This window comes from Streptomyces sp. TLI_171 (assembly GCF_003610255.1).
GTDB lineage: Bacteria > Actinomycetota > Actinomycetes > Streptomycetales > Streptomycetaceae > Kitasatospora.
Map to the genome: position 1 here is coordinate 4515977 of NZ_RAPS01000001.1, position 18831 is coordinate 4534807.

Genomic DNA, 18831 nt, shown 5'->3' on the forward strand with positions numbered 1-18831 from the left:
TGATGCGAAGCTAAGGGCTGATTTCGCTGGCCGGGACCCGTGGCAGCAAGTTGCCGTCCGCCGACAGCTTGGTGGCACCCGATCCGGCACCGGTCGCCCGCCCGCCGTCGCACATTGGATGCAGTCACCGGCCCGCCCGCTCAGGGCGCTCCCGCCGGACCACCCCGCCCGACACCTTGAAAGGGAACCCCCATGGCCGTACGAACCGCGCGCACCGGGACGGCCCCGGTCGCCGCCGACGCCGCAGCGGGCCCGGCCGGTGTGCCCACCGTCCTGGTGCTGGGCACCGGTCGCCGCCAGTTCCGCGAATACGCCCTGCTCGCGATGGCGGAGGAGGCGCTGCTGGTCGGACTCGACACCCAGCTGCCGTCCTGGCAGTCGCCCTACATGGAGGACTTCGCCACCGCCGCCCCCGACCGGGTCTCGCTGCTGACCGCCGCCCGCGACCTGGCCCGCCGCCACCGGGTGGCCGGTGTGGTGGTCTGCGACGAGCGGCTCGCCGAGCCGGCCGCCGAACTCGCCGAGGAGCTCGGCCTGCCCGGCCCCGGCGCCGCCGTGGTCCGCACCGTGCAGGACCGCTGGGCCACCCGCACCCTGCTCAACGATGCCGGCGTCGGCACCCGTCGGGTCCGGCTGGCAGCCGGCGTCGCCGAGGCCGAGCGGGCCGCCGCCGAACTCGGCCTGCCGGTGGTGCTGACCGCCCGTCACCCGATGCCCGGCGCCGAGTCCCGCCGGGCCGAGACCCTGGCCGACGTGGAGCGCGCCTTCCTCGCCGCGGCGGGCGGCGGCTTCGCCCCGCTGTCCGGCCAGGGCGGTGGCGTGCTGGTCGAACCCGCGTTGGACGGACCGGAGTTGACGCTCTGCTGCACCGTCGAGGACGGCCGGGTGCGGACCTGGTACGCGGCCGAGCGGGAACGCGGCCGCGGCCCCGAGGTCAGCCGCCAGTACCTGGTGGACGCCTCCGCGGGCGAACCCGCCCCCGAACTCGCCGAGTTCGCCCGCCGCGCGCACGCCGCCCTCGGCATACGGCACGGCGTCACCCACCTCGACGTGCAGCTCACCGCCGACGGGCCGGTGGCGCTGCGGGCCGGCTGCTGGCTGGCCGGCGACCTGATCCCGCTGATGGGCTGCATGGCCACCGGCGTCGACCTGGCCGCCGCCGCCCTGCGGCTCGCCCTCGGCCGCCCGGTCCGGGAGCGCGTCGAGTACCGGCGGGCCGCCGGCATCCGGCTGGTGCTGCCCGCCGACCCGGCCGCCGCGGTCCCCGGGATCGCCCGGGTGGTGGAACGCCCGGACGGTACCGTGGTGGTCCGCACGGTGCCCTGCAGCGAGGTCGAAAGCCTGGTGCCCGCAGGTGAGTTGACGGGCGTGGCGCTGCTCGCGGCGAGCGCCGCCGACGGTCCCGGATGCCGGGCCGCCCTGGACGCCGCGGAGGAGCAGGCCGCCGTGCGGTCCGCCGCTCCGACCGCGGCCCCCGTCCCGGCCCTCGGATGAGGGCAGGGACTCCCCGGCCCCGGCCGCCGCGTCGGGGCCGGCCGTACCAATGAGAAAGGATCAGAGAAGATGCCCTCCGGGCCCCCCTACACGATCACGGTGCTGACCGACGACGCCGAGGCCACCAGCTCGGCCGGCTTCGGCATCGCCAGGCTGCTGGCCCAACTGCCCGGCGAATGGGTCGGCGACTTCACGGTGGACGGCGGCCGCGCCGACCTCCGGCTGAACGCCCCCGACCCGGTCGCCGCCCGGCAGGCGGTGCAGGCCGCCCTCGCCCAACCCGCGCTGCGCGAGTGGCGCCTGGCCGACCACTGACGTCCCACCCACCCTCACCCCCGCGCACCGGCACCCCCCTCCCGCCGGTGCGCGGGGAGAACGGCCCGGCCCCGCCGCTGGTGTGCGGCGGGGCCGGGCCGTGTCGGCTCACCAGCGGACCGGGCCCTCGTCGTCGGTGAAGGTGCCGGTCGGTCCGTCGGCGCCGACGGTGGCCATCCGGACGGCGGCCACCGCGCCTTCGGCGGGGGTGCGGTGACCGCGATGGCCGTTCAGGTCGGTGGCGACGTAGCCGGGGCAGACCGCGTTGACCTTGATGCCGTCGGGCAGCAGCTCCCGGGCGTACTGCAGGGTGAGGGCCGTCAGCGCGGTCTTCGACGGGCAGTACCCGGCGGAGATCGGGATCGGCCCGCCGTCGGCGTGCACCAGGTCCGCGCCGATGCCCAGCGAGCCCACCGAGCTGGAGACGTTGACGATCCGCGGCGAGGCCGATCGGCGCAGCAGCGGCAGCATCGCGTTGGTGACGGCGACCACCCCGAAGTAGTTGGTCTCGAAGACGGCGCGCAGCACGTCGAGGTCCGCCGTGCTGGGGCGCTGGTCGTCCAGGTCGCTGCCCGGGGGGCGGCTGATGCCGGCGTTGTTGACCAGCGCGTCGAGCCTGCCGTAGCGGGACTCGATCTCGGTGGCGGCCGCGCCGACCGAGGCCGGGTCGGTCACGTCGAGCACGACGGACGCCGCGTCGGCGCCGCCGTCGCGCAGCTCCGCGGCGGCCTTCCGGCCGAGCTCGGCACTGCGTGCGCCGATCACGACGACGTGGCCCAGGGCTCCGAGCCGGGCGGCGATCTGGCGGCCGATGCCCTTGTTCGCGCCGGTCACCAGGGTGATCATGGTTTCGCTCATGGATCCAGCACACCACCGGACCGGACGCGCGGGCCAACACCCGTAGCGTCTCGAACGATACCCTGCGGGTATGGATGTGCCGGAGACGCGGGAGCTCTCCTACTTCGTCGCCGTCGCCGAGGAACTGCACTTCGGCCGCGCCGCCCGACGCCTGGGCATGGCGCAGCCGCCGCTGTCCCGGGCCGTCGCCCGGCTGGAGCGCCGGATGGGCGTGCAGCTGCTGGAACGCACCAGCCGGTCGGTGCAGCTCACCGCCGCCGGACGGGTCTTCCTGGCCGAGAGCCGCAAGGCGCTCGACGCGGTGTCGGCATCGGTGCGGCGGGCGCAACGGGCGGGACGCACCGATCCGAAGCTCACCCTGGTGATGAAGCCCAACGGCGACGGCGGGCTGCTGGAGCCGGCCCTGCGGCGCTACCGCCGCGACCCCGACGCCGTCGACGTCGAGGTGGTGGTCTGCGGCATCGGGGAGCAGGCCCCGATGCTGCGCGACGGCCGGGCCGACGTCGCGTTCCTGACCGCGCCCTACGACGACGTCGCGGGCTTCGACACCGAAGCGCTGGTCACGCAGGACCAGGTGGCCGTGCTTCCGCGGGCCCACCGCCTCGCCGGCCGGGCCGCCCTGACCCTCGCCGACCTGGCCGGCGAACCGCTGCCCCGGTGGCCCGGCGACGACGAGCACGCCGACGACCGCCTGCCCCCGGTGCGGGACACCTCGCAGCTGATGCAGCTGATCGCGCTGGGTCAACTGGTCGCGGTCGTGCCCGAGTCGATGCGCCGGCGGGCCTGGCCCGACGTGGTGTGCGTGCCGGTGCTCGACGCGCCGCCCACCGCGGTCCTCGTCGCCTGGCCGGAGCGGACGACCTCCCGGGCGGTGGCCGCCCTGGTCCGCGCCTGCGCCCGGGCGGCGGAGACGACGGAGGCCGCAGCCGGGTTCTAGGCCTCCAGCTGCCCGATGGCGCGCTCCAGCAGCGCGTGCAACTGCTCCTGCTCCTTCACCCCGTACGCCTCGGCGAGGCGGTCCTCGACCGCCTGGACGCGGGCGTCGGCCTTCTTCATCAGGGCCTTGCCCTCCCGGGTCAGCGTGGTCACCAGGACCTTGGGGTGGATCGCCGAGGGGCTGCGCTCGATCAGGTTCTTCGACTCCAGGTTGCCCAGGATCACCGCCATGGTCTGCGGGGTGACCCCGGAGGCCCGGGCCAGCTGGGCGCCGGACATGCCGCCGGAGGCGGCCAGCGCGGCCAGCGCGGAGTGCTGCGGCACCGTCAGGTCGAACTGGCGCAGCGCCTCGCTCTTGCCGGCCGCCAGCAGCTGGTCCAGCCGCCGGACCAGCCGGCCGAGCCGCCAGTCGGCCCGCGCCGTCGAATCAGTGGCCGCACTCATCGCAGATCACCCACTACATGTCAGAGCTTTGGGACAGTGACCCGATGATGTCACACCGGCCGGCCGGCTCCCAGGGTGCGGACCGGACGGGTCCGCTCGCGGCGCGGCTCCATCCAGAATCGAGCGTTCCGCGAGGTGTCATCATGCTGCACCCGCGATTGCAACTTGGTGGTGCCGAACGGCGTGGTCCGGGCCCGCTCGGACTGGCAGATTCTGTGGTGTCGGAAAACACGCCGACCGGACCGGCGGAGAGGCCAACTCCGCAGCCGCACAAGCCACTTGAAACAATCACGGAGGATCCCGAAATGACCGCCCAGCGCCGCACCCCGTTCGCCAAGGCCGCTGCTTCCGTCGCCCTGGCCGTCGCCTCGGTCACCCTGGTGGGCGGCCTGCTGGGCTCCGGTCAGGCCTACGCCGACGGCACCGGCACCACGCCCACCACCTCGCCCAGCCCGACCTCCACCGTCCAGCCGGGCAACGGCTGGGAGAGCGCCGGCCAGAGCGCGATGGGCTCCGCCGCCGACGCGACCGCCACCCCGGCCCCGGCCTCCGCCTCCCCCAACGGCAACGGCTGGGAGTGACCCGCACCGACCCCCGCCCATCCTGCGGGCCGCACCGGTCCGCGACCGAGAAAGGCCGGAAATGACTGTCCTGTTCGACCCGCCGGCGGTGCTCGACCCGCTGCCCGAAACGGTGGCGCAGCCGGAGCCGACGCCCGCCCCGACCCCGCCCGCGGCCGCCGCCGCCCCCTCCATGGACGAGCGGATCGGCGCACTCGCCGAACTGCGCGAGCAGGTCCGCCGTGGCCCGAGTGAGAAGGCCACCGAGGCGCAGCACGCCAAGGGCAAGCTGACGGCGCGTGAGCGGATCGAGCTGCTGCTGGACGAGGGTTCGTTCCACGAGGTGGAGCCGTTGCGCCGGCACCGGGCGCAGGGTTTCGGCCTGGAGGCGAAGAAGCCGCACACCGACGGGGTGATCGTCGGCTGGGGCACCGTCCACGGCCGCACGGTGTTCACCTACGCGCACGACTTCCGGATCTTCGGCGGTGCGCTGGGCGAGGCCCACGCGCAGAAGATCCACAAGATCATGGACATGGCCATCTCGGCCGGTGCGCCCCTGGTCTCGCTCAACGACGGCGCCGGCGCCCGGATCCAGGAGGGCGTGACCGCGCTGGCCGGCTACGGCGGCATCTTCCAGCGCAACACCCGCGCCTCCGGCGTGATCCCGCAGATCTCCGTGATGCTCGGCCCGTGCGCCGGCGGCGCGGCCTACAGCCCGGCGCTGACCGACTTCGTCTTCATGGTCCGCGAGACCTCGCAGATGTTCATCACCGGCCCCGACGTGGTCCAGGCCGTCACCGGCGAGAAGATCACCCAGAACGGCCTCGGCGGCGCCGACGTCCACTCCTCCGTCTCCGGCGTCTCCCACTTCGTGCACGACGACGAGCAGTCCTGCATCGAGGAGGTCCGCTACCTCCTCTCGCTGCTCCCGCAGAACAACCGCGAACTCCCGCCCGTGGAGCGCTCGGGCGACCCCGCCGACCGGCGCACCGACCGGCTGGCCGAGCTGGTGCCCGCGGACCCGCAGCGCTCCTACGACATGCGGGCCGTGCTGGCGGAGATCGCCGACGACGGCGAGTACCTGGAGGTCCACGAGCACTGGGCGCGCAGCGTGATCTGCGCCCTGACCCGGCTGGACGGCCGGGTGGTGGGCGTCGTCGCCAACCAGCCGCAGGTCAACGCCGGCGTGCTGGACATCCACTCCTCGGAGAAGGCCGCCCGCTTCGTCCAGATGTGCGACGCCTTCAACATCCCGCTGGTCACCCTGGTCGACGTCCCCGGCTTCCTGCCCGGCACCGACCAGGAGCACGACGGCATCATCCGGCACGGCGCGAAGCTGCTGTACGCGTACTGCGACGCCACCGTGCCGCGGATCCAGCTGATCCTGCGCAAGGCCTACGGCGGCGCGTACATCGTGATGGACTCCCGCTCGATCGGGACCGACCTGTCGTTCGCCTGGCCGACCAACGAGATCGCCGTGATGGGCGCCGAGGGCGCCGCCAACGTGGTCTTCCGCCGGGAGATCGCCGCCTCGGCCGACCCGGAGGCCACCCGCGCCGCGCGGATCGCCGAGTACCGGCAGGAGTTGATGCACCCGTACTACGCCGCCGAACGCGGCCTGGTCGACGACGTCATCGACCCGCGCGACACCCGGTCGGTGCTGATCGCCGGACTGGCGATGCTCGGGGCCAAGGACGTCCGGCTGCCGCGCCGCAAGCACGGCAACCCGCCGCTGTGAGCGCGACCGCCCTGCGGATCGACCGCGGCCGGCCCGACCCCGAGGAACTCGCCGCGCTAACCGCCGTGCTGTGCGCCCGGGCCGCCGCCCGGACCGCGCAGCCGCCGGCCCCCGCTGCCGACGGGGACGACCCGGCCTGGCTGCGCCCGGACGGCTACCTGTCGCCCCGCGGCTGGTCCGACCGGCCGGCCGGCTGAGCGTCAGATCCAGCCCTTCTCCTTGGCCAGCATCGCCGCGTGGAACCGGTTGGCGGCGTTCAGCCGCAGCATCAGATCGGCCACGTAGCGGCGGAAGGTGCGCAGCGAGACCCCCATCCGGCGGGCGCCGATCTCGTCCTTGTCCACCTCGCACAGGATGCGCAGCACCTCCCGCTCCACGGCGGTCAGCGCCTCCTCGCCGTCGGCCGAATCGGCCAGCGAGGCCAGGTCCTCGGCGGACTCCCACACCTCCTCGAACAGCCGGATCATGCTGGCCAGCAGGCCGGGCTGACGGATCACCAGGGCGCCCCGACCGGACTCCTCGGGATCCACCGGCACCACCGCCAGCGTCCGGTCGTAGGCGATCAGCCGCTCCAACGCCCGGTCGGTGAACCGCACCTGCGCACCCAGCGCCACCGTCTCGCGCAGGTACGCCAGCGTCACCGGGTTCTCCACCGCCTGCCGTCGCACCACCGTGCGCAGCGCCACCCCGCGCCGCAGGCAGCGCATGTCCAGCGGCCGGGCCGCCTCGATCAGGGACGGCGAGAAGGACGGCTGGAGGGCCAGCACCTCCTGGTGGGCGAAGAAGGCCAGGTCGTCCAGCCGGGCCCGGATCTCCTCCAGCCCGTCCAGCCGCTCGATGTCCAACGGCAGGTTCCGGGACCGGCCCTGCCGGAACGCCCCGGTCAGCTCGGGAATCACCGCCCGGGTCGCCATCACCCGGCGGAGCTGCTCGTTCAGCTCGGTGAACCGGTTGTCGATCAGCCGCTCGATGCCGATCGACGGATCCACCAGGGTGCTGCGGCCCTGCTCCCGCTCCGAGCGGCGCAGCAGCCCCAGCAGCTCCAACTCGGCCATCGCCTCGGCCACTTCGTCCTCAGCGAGGCCGAGGGCCGAGGCGGTCCGGCCGGCACTCGCCGCCACGGCCTCGTCCGGGTGCTCCAGCAGATGCCAGTAGACGTCGATCGATCCGGCGCCCAGACCCAGACAGGTCAGGTCGGCCATCCTGGCCGTGCCCTCGCCCGACCGCCCCGCGTTCCGATCCTCGCTCAACAAGTCCATTCCCCCTGATGGACGGGCGTCCCCCGCCCCTGAACCCGACCCTCCGGCCGGCCCGGCGCAGTCCACCGCACCCCCCGGGGCCCGGCCGCGCGGTCCGGTCAGGTCACCGCCCGCCGTCCACCGAGAACCGGCTCGACCGGGAGTAACCACGGAAACTCGCAATGTAGCCGACGCTATCCGCCCGATTGCCGTTGTGCAATGGCGTCTTTCCCCGTGGGACACCTGCCCGGAAGGCGGGCACTCAGCGTCGCAGGTAGGCGAGGACGGCCAGCACCCGGCGGTTGGCGTCCGGGGTGTTGTCGATCCGCAGCTTGGCGAAGATCGCCGCCGTGTGCTTGGCCACCGCGCTCTCGCCGACGTGCAGCTCCGCCATGATCGCCGCGTTCGACCGGCCCTCGGCCATCAGCCGCAGCACCTCCAGCTCCCGCGGGCTCAGCTCGGCGGTGCTGCCCCGCGCCGTCGAACGGGCCATCAACCGGGCGATCACCTGCGGGTCCATCACGGTGCCGCCGGACGCCACGGTGCGCACCGCGTCGACGAACTGCGCGGTCCGGGTGACCCGGTCCTTCAACAGGTAGCCGACCGCGCCCCGGCCGTCCGCGAGCAGCTCCTGGGCGTACAGCTGCTCGACGTACTGCGACAGCACCAGCACCGGCAGGCCCGGCCGCTCCCGGCGGACCGCCAGCGCGGCCTGCAGGCCCTCGTCGGTGTGGGTCGGCGGCAGCCGGATGTCCACCACCGCCACGTCCGGGTGCAACGAGCGCAGCGCGCGCAGCAGTTCGGGGCCGTTGTCGACGGCCGCGGCCACCTCGAAGCCGTGCTCGGCCAGGGTGCGGCTCAGGCCGTCGCGGAGGAGGAAGAGGTCTTCGGCGAGGACGACGCGCACGGCAGCTCCAAGGTCGCGGTGGTCGGTCCGCCCGGCGGGCTGTGCAGGGCGAGGGCGCCGTCGAAGGCGGCCAGCCGGCGGCGCACCCCGGCCAGCCCGCTGCCGCACGCGGGATCCGCCCCGCCCCGGCCGTCGTCGGCCACCACGGCCAGCAACCGGCCGTCCGCGCACCGCAGTTCCACCCGCACCCGGCTGCCGCCCGAATGCTTCGCGGCATTGGCGAGCAGCTCGGCGACCGCGAAGTACGCGGCCGCCTCGACCGGGGCGGGCAGCCGGCCCGGCAGCGCGGCGTCCACCTCCACCTCCAGCACGCAGTCCAGCGCCAACGAACGGACCGCGTCCGGCAGGCCGCGGTCCGCGAGCACCGGCGGGAGCACCCCGTGCACGAGGTCCCGCAACTCCTGCAGGGCCCGCTCGGAGGTCGCCCGCACCTCGCCCAACAGCCGCCTGGCCGCCGCCGGATCGCTGTCCACCAGCCGGTCCGCCCGGTCCAGGGTCAGCCCGAGCGCGACCAGCCGGGCCTGTACCCCGTCGTGCAGGTCCCGCTCGATCCGGCGCAGCTCCGCGGCCTGCAGGTCCAGCGCCTGCGTCCGACTGTCCGTCAACTGCCCGATCCGCCGCTCCAACCGGTCCGTCCCCGGACCGCCCAGCAGCCGCCCCGTCCACACCCCGTAGCGGACCAGCACCGGACCGGCCAGCCACAGGCCCGCCGCGACGAACCCCGCACCCAGCAGCGCCGCCGCCGCGGCCAGGCCCGCGGAGTCCACCGGAACGAACGCGTACCAGTTGCCCGGCCCCAACCGCCGCCACAGGAACGGCTGCACCAGCGTCCCGAAGACTCCGTACAGCACCAGCGACGGCGGGACCGCGGCCAGCGCCCCCGCCGTCCACGGCCCCAGCCACGCCCAGGCCAGCTCCCGCCGGAACGCCGCCGTCCCCAGCCCGGCCGCCGTGCCGGGCAGCGGCTCCGGCGCGGGCAGCGCGGTGCCCGTCCAGGGGGCCAGCAGCGCCCGCTCGCGGTCCGCCGCCCGGCGCAGCCCCCGCGCGGCCGCCCGCACCGGACCGGCCGCGCCCAGCGGCAGCAGGGACAGCGCCCCCGCGGCGGCGAGCGCCCGCACCGAGACCGCCAGGGCGCGCAAGGACAGCAGCTCGCACCGGCCGAGCGCCCGCAGCGCGGCCCCGGCGGCGGCCTGGCGATCCGTCATATCAGCGTGATGCCAGCCGGTGCCGCCCGGCGACGGACCGTCAGCACCCACGGCAGGGCCACCAGCACGCTCGCCGCACCGAACAGCAGCATCGGCGCGACCGCGCCCGACTCCTCGTCCAGGAACACCAGCATCCCCAGGTTCACCAGTGCGTGGAACGCGCCCGCCACCGCCAACCGGTGCGCGCCGATCCGCTCCCAGGCCGCGCCCAGCAGCACCGACATCGCCACCGTCGCCGCCAGGAACCCCGCCGCGTACGCCGGCGCCTGCGCGAACACCTGGACGTGCCAGCACCCCCACAGCAGCCCGACCGCCACCGACGAGCCCCACACCCCGAACCGCTCCCGCAGCAGCGGCTGCAGCAGGCACCGCCACCCCGCCTCCTCCCCGCACGCCCCCACCAGCTGGGCCGCCGCCACCACTCCGAACGGCGCCGCCGTCCCGGTCACCGGCACCGGCACGCCCAGCAGCAGCGCCCCGGCCACCGCCAGCCCCGTGACCGCCGCCGCGCTCCCCAGCACCGCCGCCCACGGCCCCCGCGCCGCACCGCCCGCCCACAGCCCGCGCACCAGCCGCGGCCACCCGGCCGCCACCGCCAGCACCCCCAACGCGGGCCCGAACTGCAACAGTTCCACCACCTCGCCCGGCACCCCCGTGGCCGGCTGCACCGCCCCCAGCACCCCGGCCCCCGCGAACGCCACCACCAGGAACACCCCGGCCGGCCCGATCCACGTCCCCCGCATGACAGTCCACCCTCCGCTCGACGTCGTCGCTCCTTCCGACGATCCCGCGCGGACACCCCCGCTCCCCATGCACCCAGCTGCCCGAACGGGGTGCAGCTACCTGCACCCCCGGCGGGCAGCCGGCTGCGACGCGCCGGGGCGTTCACTCGTCCGGGTGGAGTTCGGCATCCGGGCGGCTCAATCGGGTACCGGTGACGGCGGGCCCACGGGCTCGTTAGGCAAGGCGCCGATCGCTGTCGACGACTCAAGGGGCGGGACCCAGTGGCTCAGCCGTTCGAACTGCCGGACTTCTACGTGCCGTACCCGGCGCGGATCAACCCGCACTACGAGGAGGCGCGGGTCCACACCAGGGAGTGGGCCCGGGCGTTCGGCATGCTGGAGGGGTCGGGCATCTGGGAGGAGCACGACCTCGACTCGCACGACTACGCGCTGCTCTGCTCCTACACCCACCCCGACTGCGACAGCGAGGCGCTGAACCTCGTCACCGACTGGTACACCTGGGTCTTCTTCTTCGACGACCACTTCCTGGAGATCTTCAAGCGCACCCTGGACCGCGAGGGCGGCAAGTCCTACCTCGACCGGCTGCCCGCCTTCATGCCGATGGACCTCGCCGACGGGTTCCCCGAACCCACCAACCCCGTCGAGGCCGGCCTGGCCGACCTGTGGCAGCGCACCGTCCCGCAGATGTCCGCCGACTGGCGGGCCCGGTTCGCCGAGTCCACCCGCAACCTGCTGAACGAATCGCTCTGGGAACTCTCCAACATCAACGAGGGCCGGGTCTCCAACCCGGTCGAGTACATCGAGATGCGCCGCAAGGTCGGCGGCGCGCCCTGGTCCGCCGGCCTGATCGAGTACGCCGCGCACGCCGAAGTCCCGGAGGCGGTGGCGCACTCCCGACCGCTGCGGGTCCTGCGGGACGCCTTCTCCGACGGCGTCCACCTGCGCAACGACCTGTTCTCCTACGAGCGGGAGATCGGCGAGGAGGGCGAACTCTCCAACGGCGTCCTGGTGCTGGAGACCTTCCTGGGCTGCTCCACCCAGCAGGCCGCCGAGGCCGTCAACGACCTGCTCACCTCCCGGCTCCAGCAGTTCGAGAACACCGCGCTCACCGAGCTCCCGCCGCTGTTCGCCGAACACGCCCTCACCCCGGACGAGATCGGCCGCGTCCTCGCCTACGTCAAGGGCATGCAGGACTGGCAGTCCGGCGGCCACGAATGGCACATGCGCTCCAGCCGCTACATGAACGGCGGCGGTGCGGCCGCCCCCGCCCGCGGCCCCAAGGGCCTCGGCACGTCCGCCGCCAACATCCGCCTCGCCGCCGGCATCCGCGGCCTGCGCAGCTTCACCCACACCCCGCACCGCAGGACCGGCCCCTCCCTGCTGCCCGCCTTCCCGATGCCCTACCCCCTCGCCCTCAACCCGCACCTGGACGCCGCCCGCGAGAACGTCGTCGCCTGGTGCCACCGCTTCGGACTGCTCGACCCGGCACCCGGCGTCTGGTCCGAACCCAAGGTCCGCGACTACGACCTGGCGCTCTGCGCCGCCGGCATCGACCCCGACGCCACCCCCGCCGAACTGGACCTCTCCGCCGCCTGGCTGGCCTGGGGCACCTACGCCGACGACTACTACCCCGCCGTCTTCGGCCGCTCGCGGGACCTGTCCGGCGCCAAGGCCCTGAACGAGCGCCTGTACGCGCTGATGACCCTCGACGGCAGCCTCCCGTTCGAGCCCGCCAACGCCGTCGAAGCCGGCCTCGCCGACCTGTGGCAGCGCACCGTCGACCCCTTCACCAGCGAAGCCCGCACCGCGTTCCGCAAGGCCGTCGGCGACATGATCGACAGCTGGCTCTGGGAACTCGCCAACCAGGCCCAGAACCGCATCCCCGACCCCGTCGACTACATCGAGATGCGCCGCGCCACCTTCGGCTCCGACCTGACCATGAGCCTGTCCCGGCTGGGCCGCGGCGGGGCGATCCCCGAAGCGGTGTACGCCAGCGGCACCATGCGGGCGATCGAGAACTCGGTGGCCGACTACGGCTGCCTGGTCAACGACCTGCACTCGTACCAGAAGGAGATCGAGTACGAGGGCGAGCTCCACAACCTGGTCCGGGTGGTCGAGAACTTCTTCTCCTGCGACTACCCCGTCGCCGTCGACATCGTCGCCGACCTGATGGCCTCCCGACTGAGCCAGTACCAGCACCTGGTGGCCGGAGAACTCCCGCTGCTCAAGCGGGACTTCGCGATGGACGAGGCGGCGTCCGCGGCCCTCGACGGATACCTGCACGAGCTGGAGGACTGGATGGCGGCGGTGCTCCACTGGCACCAGCAGTGCCGCCGCTACTCGGAGGACGTGCTCAGGCGGCACAACGCCCCGAAGACCGCCGTGACCCCGGAGCTGGGCACCTCCGCCATGCGGATCCTGGCGGACCTGGCGCGATAGCCGAGCAGACAGGGGCGCGTGAGGAGTCCGCACGCGCCCCTGAGGGTTGCTGCTACTGCCAGGAGTTCTGTTGCGGGTGCGCCGGGGGCGCCTGGTGGGGGACGGGGGCGGCGGTCGCCGGGTGGTGGCGGTGGCCGCGGGGGTGGCGGGTGAGGGTGTAGCCGAGGACACCGGCGAGGGCGGCGAGGACGCCGCCGGCGACGGTCCACCACCAGCGGGTGTTCCAGCCGGAGAAGAGGTCGGAGTACCAGTGGGTCTCTTCGGCGGCGGGCGCGGCCGCGTAGGTGGCGCTCGCCGAGGGGCTGGGTGCGGCGGTCGCGGCGGCGGCCGTCGCCCCGGCGTTGACCGGCGGCACCAGCGGGGCCTTGAGCGAGCCGCCCTCGGGCTGCGCGTCGTCCGCGCCGCCCTTCGCGGCGACGTGGACGTGCACCTGGGAGGCGAGGCCGAGGTCCTGCTGCGGGATGTCCGTGGTGGAGAGCCGGACGTAGTAGGTGCCGGGCAGCGGGTCGCCGGACCAGGGCTCGGCCCAGGAGCGGATCTGCCGCAGTGTGCAGCTGAGTTCGATGCCGGTGGCGGTCTGGGCGGCGGTGCCGTCCTGGGGGCCGGCGGTGCAGGACTGGCGGCGGCGCAGGCCGTCGAAGAGTTCCACGGACCAGGTCTGCGGGCCGTGCCGGTCGGCGGCGTCCGGCAGGGTGACCTTGACCTGGACGGTCGCGGTCTGGCCCTCGGCGGCGGGGAACGCCCAGTACAGGTAGTCGCCGGTGGAGACGGGGACGTCCGCGTCCTGGCCGGACTCCAGGGTGGTCGCGGTCAGGAAGCTGGTACCGACCGAGTTCACCACCGGCTTGGCCGTGCCGGTCGCCGAAGCGGCGGCGGACGGCGAGGCGGTGGCCGACGGCGAGGCCGCCGTGGCGGTGGGGGCCAGCAGGAGCAGCCCGGTGAGCGTGGCGGCCGGGACGGCCGCGGTGAGGAGCTTGCGCATCGTCAGTTCTCCCGCCAGACGGCGATCCGCCAGCGTGCCAGCCAGCCGAAGATCAGACCGGCGAGCAGGCCGGCGAGGGTGAGCACACCGAGCAGGATCCAGCCGCGGCCGAGGCCCATCGCCGGTCCGTCGGGGGCGGGGGAGGCGGCGGTGACGTCGACGGTCAGCTCCAGCGGCAGGCCGGGGTCGGCCTGGACGCCCGCCTGCGCGGCGAAGGAGTTGCTGACGACCAGGCAGACCGTCCGCCCGGTGGCCGCGGCGGAGCCGGAGCCGGTGGAGGGGGACGCGGAGGCGGAGGAGTCGTCGGAGGACGCCGACCAGCGCACACCGGTGGAGGCGACGTCGGTGCGGCCGGAGCCGGCGTCGGCGCCGCGGACCAGCTCCTGGCCGCGGGCGTCGGTGGCCTGCAGCAGCACCCCGTAGTCGCGGGCGACGGCCCGGTCGGGGGTGACGCTGACCGAGGCGCGCAGTTCCTGACCCGGCTTCACCGGCACCCGGTAGACCCGGTGCTCGGAGAACTTCTCGCGGTCGGTGTAGACGCCGGGGGAGAGCACCGGGGCGTCCGCGCACTTCTCCGAGCCGGTGACCTTGGCGGGCGTCACGGCGTGGGTGTCCTGGGCGCGGTTGACCAGCTGCTTGACGCGCTGGGTCAGCTGGTCCTGGGTGCGGACGTCGGTGAAGGTGCCGCCGGTCGCGTTGGCGATGCAGAGCAGCTGCTGGCGGGTCTTGTCGTCGTGCGCCAGGCCCAGCGTGTCGATCACCAGGTGGATGCCCTGGCTGGCCAGTTCGCGGGCCACGTCGCACGGGTCCGGCGGGGCGCAGGTGTCCTCGCCGTCGGTGATCAGCACGATCCGGCGGGTGGTGGGACCGGTGCCCAGGTCCTGGGCGGCGGCCCGCAGCGCGACGCCGATCGGGGTCCAGCCGGTCGGCCGGAGGGTGGCGACGGCGGTCTTGGCCTCGACCTTGTCGGTCTTGCCGACCGGGAAGAGCTGCTTGGTGTCCTTGCAGCCCTCCTTCTGGTCCTTGCCCGGGTAGGTCGCGCCGAGCGTGCGGATGCCGAACTCGGTCTCGGCCGGCAGCGCATCGATGACCTCGTTGATCGACTGCTGGGCGACGGCCATCCGGCTCTTGCCCTGGATGTCGGTGGCCTGCATCGAGCCGGACCCGTCCAGGACCAGGTCGACCTTGGGCGCTTCGGTGGCGGCGGGCGGGGCCCCGGGCTCGTCGGCGGACGCGGGGAGCGCGCCCAGCACGGTGCCCGCGACTATCGTCAGGGCCCCGAGCAGCGCGGCCGCGCGGGCCGTCCGTCGTGTTCTGGTGGTGGTGATCACCGCCGCATCCTAGGGACCGTCAGTTCGAATCGCCCAATGCGGGTCGGGGCCCGCGCGTAAGGTGAACTCGCAGTCGGAGCAGGCGGGGAGAGCACATGACGGCGCGTCTGGCCGGGATCGGCAAGCGGTACGGCCGCGGCGGCCCGTGGATCCTGCAGGGCGTCGAGCTGGCGCTCGGTCCGGGCGAGCTGGTCCGGATCGAGGGCGCGAACGGCAGCGGCAAGTCGACCCTGCTGAAGCTGCTGGCCGGGATCGAGCACCCCGAGCGGGGCACCGTCACCGTGCCCGCGCGGCGGGCGTACGTGCCCGAACGCTTCCCGCCGGCGCTGCCGTTCGACGCCCGCGACTACCTGCGGCAGCTCGGCCGGGTGCGCGGCCTGGCCTCCGCCGAGGCGCTGCGCCGGGCCGACCACTGGCTGGAGCGCTTCGGCATCACCCCGTACGCGGGCACGCCCATCGGCCGGCTCTCCAAGGGCACCTGCCAGAAGGTCGCCGTCGCCCAGGCGCTGCTGGCCGAGGCCGACCTGCTGCTGCTCGACGAGGCGTGGACCGGCCTCGACCAGGCCGCCCGCGGCGAGCTGGACCTGGCGGTGGCCGAACGCACCGCGGCCGGCGGCCTGGTGGTGTTCGTCGACCACGACCCCCACCGGCTGGCCGGACTGACCACCTCCGGACACCTCGTCAGCAACGGTGCGCTGCACGGGGTTGCGGTCCCGGCGGTGGCGGCGGACGGGCCCCGGGTCGCCGTGGTGGTCGAGGCGGAGCGCCTCCCCGACCTGCTCCCGGGCCACCCGGAACGCAAGCCCCTCGCGGACGGCGGCGTCCGCCTGGACGTGCCCGCCGCCCACTCCGACGCCCTGCTGCGCCGCCTGCTCACCGCCACGCCCGCGGTGCACGTCCGCAGCGTGGGCGAAGCCCGCTGAGACCCGACCGGGAGTTGTGCCATGACCCTGCGCGTGCTGACGCGGTACCACCTGGAGCTGCTGGTGCGCTCCCAGCGCTGGCTGGCGCCAGGGCTGGCGTACGTGGTGCTGATGGGGCTGGGGGTGTCGGGCGGGGACGAGGCGCTGTCGGCGGCGGCGTTCTCGGCGGGCCTGCTGGTGCCGCTGACGGCCTGGCTGACCAGGGGCGCGGTGACGGCGGAGCCGCCGCAGTCCCGGGCCTGCCTGGTGGCGGCGGCGGGGTGGCGGCAGGTGCACCTGTCGGCGCTGCTGGCGGGGGCGCTCGCGGGGCTGGCCCTGGGCGGGCCGGGGCTGGCGGTGGTGCTGCTGGTGGGGAGCGGGGCGTCGGGGGCGGCCCTGGGCGCGGGAGCGGCGGCGACGGCGGTGTGCGTGCTGTCGGGGGCGGCCGTGGGGGCGGTGTGCAACCGTCCGGTGGTGGTGGGCGCGTACGCGGTGCCGCTGGGGCTGGGCGCGGTGGTGGCGGTGCTGCTGGTGCCGGGGTCGCCGCCGAACGCGGTGGTGCGGGCGCTGGTGCTGGGCTCGCGGCGGCACGCGGTGGACCTGCCGTGGTGGACGCTCGCGGGTGCGGCGGTGCTGGCGGCGGCGGGCTGGTGGGCTGCGGTGGCGGTGGCGGAGCGCCGGGGCGAGTGACCGGCAGGAAACGGACACACCGGACCAGATGGGATTAAATATGGCGAATCCTGGCTAGGGTGCTGGAAGACGTGCCCCATGCCAGTCGGAAGGAAGTCCGCCGTGAGCAACCTGTTCGCGATCGCCTACCCGGATGTCGCCACCGCGCAGAAGGTGCGGGACGAACTGATCGGCCTGCAGAAGCAGAAGCTGATCGACCTGGAGGACGTCGTCGTCGTCGAGCGCCGCGAGGACGGGAAGATCAAGCTGCACCAGGCCATGTCGAACACCGGGATGGGCGCCGCCTCCGGCGCGCTCTGGGGCGGCGTGATCGGCCTGCTGTTCTTCATGCCCTTCCTGGGGGCGGCGATCGGCGGGGCCACCGGCGCGGCCGTCGGCTCGACCACCGACACCGGGGTGGACGACAACTTCATGCGCCAGGTCGGCCAGAAGATGGAGCCGGGCAGCGCCGCGCTGTTCGCGCTGGTCCGCTCCGCGACCCAGGACAAGGTGATCCCGGCCGTCGCCCAGTTCGGCGGCGAGCTGATCCAGACCTCGCTGAGCCACGAGGAGGAGGAGCACCTGCGGCTGATCGCCAAGGCGGCGAACCCGGCTTCGACGCTCTGACGCTCCCTCAGGTTCTCCGGCGGGGTGCCGGGCGCGTGCCGCCCGGCGCCCCGCCGTCCGTGCCCTTTCGAGCTGGCGAGGACGGCTGGTGGCCACTGACTCCGCGACCCGGGCGGCCCGGGTGCCCGGCGTGCCGCGGGCCAGGCCCGGACGGTGGACCGAACTGGTGCTGGTGCTGGCCGCGGTGGGCCTGGCGGTGTTCGGGTACGTCGAGGTCGGCGTCAACCTCGACGGCAAGGCCCCGCCGGACGCCGCCCAGTACGGCGGCGCGCTCGGCGTGCTGGCGCTGGTCGCGCACGGCGTGGTGCGCTGGCGGGCCAAGTGGGCGGACCCGCTGCTGCTGCCGATCGCCGTCCTGCTGAACGGCGTCGGACTGGTCGTCATCTACCGCCTGGACCGCAACCCGGGCAGCGAGGCCGCCCCCACCCAACTGCTCTGGTCCACCCTGGGGGTGGGCCTGTTCATCGTGGTGCTGGTGCTGCTGCGCGACCACCGCCGGCTGCAGCGCTACGCGTACGTCGGCGCCTTCGTGGCGCTGGTGCTGCTGGTGCTCCCGGTGTTCTTCCCCCCGGTGTACGGCTCGCGGATCTGGATCACGCTCGGCCCGCTGTCCTTCCAGCCCGGCGAGTTCGCCAAGATCCTGCTGGCGATCTTCTTCGCCGCCTACCTGGCCGCGCACCGCGACGCGCTCGCGCTGACCGGCCGCAGGGTGCTGTGGTTCCAACTGCCGCTCGGCCGGGTGCTCGGACCGGTGCTGCTGATCTGGGCGGCGTTCGTCGGCGTGCTGGTGCTGGAGACCGACCTCGGCACCTCGCTGCTGTTCTTCGGCCTGTTCGTGGTGATGCTGTACGTGGCCACCGCGCGCACCGGATGGATCGTCATCGGCCTGCTGCTGTCCGCCCTCGCCGCGGTCGGCGTGGGCTGGCTCTCCCCGCACGTGCACGGCCGGGTCACCGAATGGCTGCACCCGATGGCCTCGATCGAGGCCGGGCTCGGCGCCAACCAGATCGCCCAGTCGCTGTTCGCGTTCGCCTGGGGCGGCCAGCTCGGCACCGGCCTCGGCCTCGGCCACTCCGCGCTGATCGGCTTCGCCACCAAGTCCGACTTCATCCTCGCCACCGTCGGCGAGGAGCTCGGCCTGACCGGCCTGCTCGCGGTGTTCCTGCTGTACGCGCTGCTGGTCTCCCGGGGCTTCCGCACCGGCATCGCGCTGCGCGACCCGTTCGGGCGGCTGCTCGCCATCGGTCTGGCCGCGCTGATCGCCATCCAGGTGTTCGTGGTGGCCGGCGGGGTCCTCGACCTGATCCCGCTGACCGGCATGACGCTGCCGTTCATCGCCCAGGGCGGCTCCTCCGTGGTCACCAACTGGGTCATCGTGGCGCTGCTGGTGCGGATGAGCGACCTGGCCCGGCGGCCCGAGGAGGACGCGTGAGGTTCACCCGC

Annotated in this window: 19 protein-coding genes; 11 read left to right on the forward strand and 8 right to left on the reverse strand. The window is 74.2% G+C overall.

Annotated elements, in window-relative coordinates:
- The first annotated feature begins 192 nt into the window (after positions 1-192).
- The gene (locus tag BX266_RS20675) at positions 193-1494 is read left to right on the forward strand and encodes an acetyl-CoA carboxylase biotin carboxylase subunit family protein (RefSeq protein ID WP_099901930.1); all 1302 of its coding nucleotides are present in this window, start codon (positions 193-195) and stop codon (positions 1492-1494) included.
- A gap of 69 nt (positions 1495-1563) precedes the next feature.
- Complete coding sequence (locus tag BX266_RS20680) at positions 1564-1809, forward strand: hypothetical protein (RefSeq protein ID WP_099901932.1); 246 nt, start codon at positions 1564-1566, stop codon at positions 1807-1809.
- A gap of 108 nt (positions 1810-1917) precedes the next feature.
- Here BX266_RS20680 and BX266_RS20685 read toward each other — a convergent pair whose 3' ends face one another.
- Positions 1918-2667 carry an SDR family oxidoreductase gene (locus tag BX266_RS20685; protein WP_099901934.1) on the reverse strand — a complete coding sequence of 250 codons (750 nt, stop codon included), beginning with the start codon at positions 2665-2667 and terminating at the stop codon, positions 1918-1920.
- A 70-nt stretch (positions 2668-2737) separates the two neighbouring features.
- Here BX266_RS20685 and BX266_RS20690 point away from each other — a divergent pair, with 70 nt between their 5' ends.
- Positions 2738-3604: a LysR family transcriptional regulator gene (locus tag BX266_RS20690; RefSeq protein ID WP_099901936.1), complete on the forward strand. Its 867-nt coding sequence runs from the start codon at positions 2738-2740 to the stop codon at positions 3602-3604.
- On the opposite strand, the gene BX266_RS20695 is transcribed toward BX266_RS20690, so the two are convergent.
- The gene (locus tag BX266_RS20695; protein WP_099901938.1) at positions 3601-4047 is read right to left on the reverse strand and encodes a MarR family winged helix-turn-helix transcriptional regulator; all 447 of its coding nucleotides are present in this window, start codon (positions 4045-4047) and stop codon (positions 3601-3603) included. The genes BX266_RS20690 and BX266_RS20695 overlap by 4 nt on opposite strands.
- Before the next feature lie 305 nt (positions 4048-4352).
- Here BX266_RS20695 and BX266_RS38745 point away from each other — a divergent pair, with 305 nt between their 5' ends.
- The 3 genes from BX266_RS38745 (at position 4353) to BX266_RS20710 (ending at position 6542) form a co-directional block, all read left to right on the forward strand.
- Positions 4353-4628, forward strand: a complete 276-nt coding sequence (locus BX266_RS38745; RefSeq protein WP_099901939.1) for a hypothetical protein — start codon at positions 4353-4355, stop codon at positions 4626-4628.
- A 172-nt stretch (positions 4629-4800) separates the two neighbouring features.
- Positions 4801-6345, forward strand: coding sequence for an acyl-CoA carboxylase subunit beta (locus BX266_RS20705; RefSeq protein WP_099908113.1), 1545 nt, complete (start codon positions 4801-4803; stop codon positions 6343-6345).
- The gene (locus BX266_RS20710) at positions 6342-6542 is read left to right on the forward strand and encodes an acyl-CoA carboxylase subunit epsilon (protein ID WP_099901941.1); all 201 of its coding nucleotides are present in this window, start codon (positions 6342-6344) and stop codon (positions 6540-6542) included. The genes BX266_RS20705 and BX266_RS20710 overlap by 4 nt, the downstream gene beginning before the upstream one ends.
- Positions 6543-6545: 3 nt before the next feature.
- On the opposite strand, the gene BX266_RS20715 is transcribed toward BX266_RS20710, so the two are convergent.
- The 4 genes from BX266_RS20715 to BX266_RS20730 all read right to left on the reverse strand — a co-directional run bounded on the left by BX266_RS20715 (position 6546) and on the right by BX266_RS20730 (position 10438).
- Positions 6546-7595 carry a helix-turn-helix transcriptional regulator gene (locus BX266_RS20715; protein ID WP_143686973.1) on the reverse strand — a complete coding sequence of 350 codons (1050 nt, stop codon included), beginning with the start codon at positions 7593-7595 and terminating at the stop codon, positions 6546-6548.
- A gap of 250 nt (positions 7596-7845) precedes the next feature.
- Entirely contained in the window at positions 7846-8490 is a 645-nt protein-coding gene (locus BX266_RS20720) for a response regulator transcription factor (RefSeq protein WP_099901944.1), read from the reverse strand.
- Entirely contained in the window at positions 8442-9695 is a 1254-nt protein-coding gene (locus BX266_RS20725; protein ID WP_099901946.1) for a sensor histidine kinase, read from the reverse strand. Before BX266_RS20725 ends, BX266_RS20720 begins: the two co-directional genes overlap by 49 nt.
- Complete coding sequence (locus tag BX266_RS20730; RefSeq protein WP_099901947.1) at positions 9692-10438, reverse strand: CPBP family intramembrane glutamic endopeptidase; 747 nt, start codon at positions 10436-10438, stop codon at positions 9692-9694. The genes BX266_RS20725 and BX266_RS20730 overlap by 4 nt, the downstream gene beginning before the upstream one ends.
- Before the next feature lie 261 nt (positions 10439-10699).
- On the opposite strand from BX266_RS20730, the gene BX266_RS20735 reads away from it, so the two are divergent.
- Positions 10700-12877: a terpene synthase family protein gene (locus BX266_RS20735; protein ID WP_099901949.1), complete on the forward strand. Its 2178-nt coding sequence runs from the start codon at positions 10700-10702 to the stop codon at positions 12875-12877.
- 52 nt (positions 12878-12929) lie between these two features.
- Here the strand turns inward: BX266_RS20735 and BX266_RS20740 are convergent, their stop codons facing one another.
- Positions 12930-13859, reverse strand: coding sequence for a peptidase (locus BX266_RS20740; protein ID WP_099901951.1), 930 nt, complete (start codon positions 13857-13859; stop codon positions 12930-12932).
- A 2-nt stretch (positions 13860-13861) separates the two neighbouring features.
- Positions 13862-15190 carry a VWA domain-containing protein gene (locus BX266_RS20745; RefSeq protein ID WP_180290557.1) on the reverse strand — a complete coding sequence of 443 codons (1329 nt, stop codon included), beginning with the start codon at positions 15188-15190 and terminating at the stop codon, positions 13862-13864.
- Between the two features lie 95 nt (positions 15191-15285).
- Between BX266_RS20745 and BX266_RS20750 the strand changes: the two genes are divergently transcribed.
- From BX266_RS20750 to BX266_RS20765, 4 genes are all read left to right on the forward strand, one after another.
- On the forward strand, positions 15286-16113 hold the full coding sequence (locus BX266_RS20750) for an ATP-binding cassette domain-containing protein (protein ID WP_099901953.1): 828 nt from the start codon (positions 15286-15288) through the stop codon (positions 16111-16113).
- Positions 16114-16134: 21 nt separating this feature from the next.
- Positions 16135-16782: an ABC transporter gene (locus BX266_RS20755; protein WP_099901954.1), complete on the forward strand. Its 648-nt coding sequence runs from the start codon at positions 16135-16137 to the stop codon at positions 16780-16782.
- Between the two features lie 102 nt (positions 16783-16884).
- Positions 16885-17388, forward strand: a complete 504-nt coding sequence (locus BX266_RS20760) for a DUF1269 domain-containing protein (RefSeq protein ID WP_099901956.1) — start codon at positions 16885-16887, stop codon at positions 17386-17388.
- Positions 17389-17476: 88 nt separating this feature from the next.
- Positions 17477-18820 (forward strand): FtsW/RodA/SpoVE family cell cycle protein, encoded by a 1344-nt coding sequence (locus BX266_RS20765; protein ID WP_099901957.1) that lies wholly within the window; start codon positions 17477-17479, stop codon positions 18818-18820.
- The last annotated feature ends 11 nt before the right edge of the window (positions 18821-18831 follow it).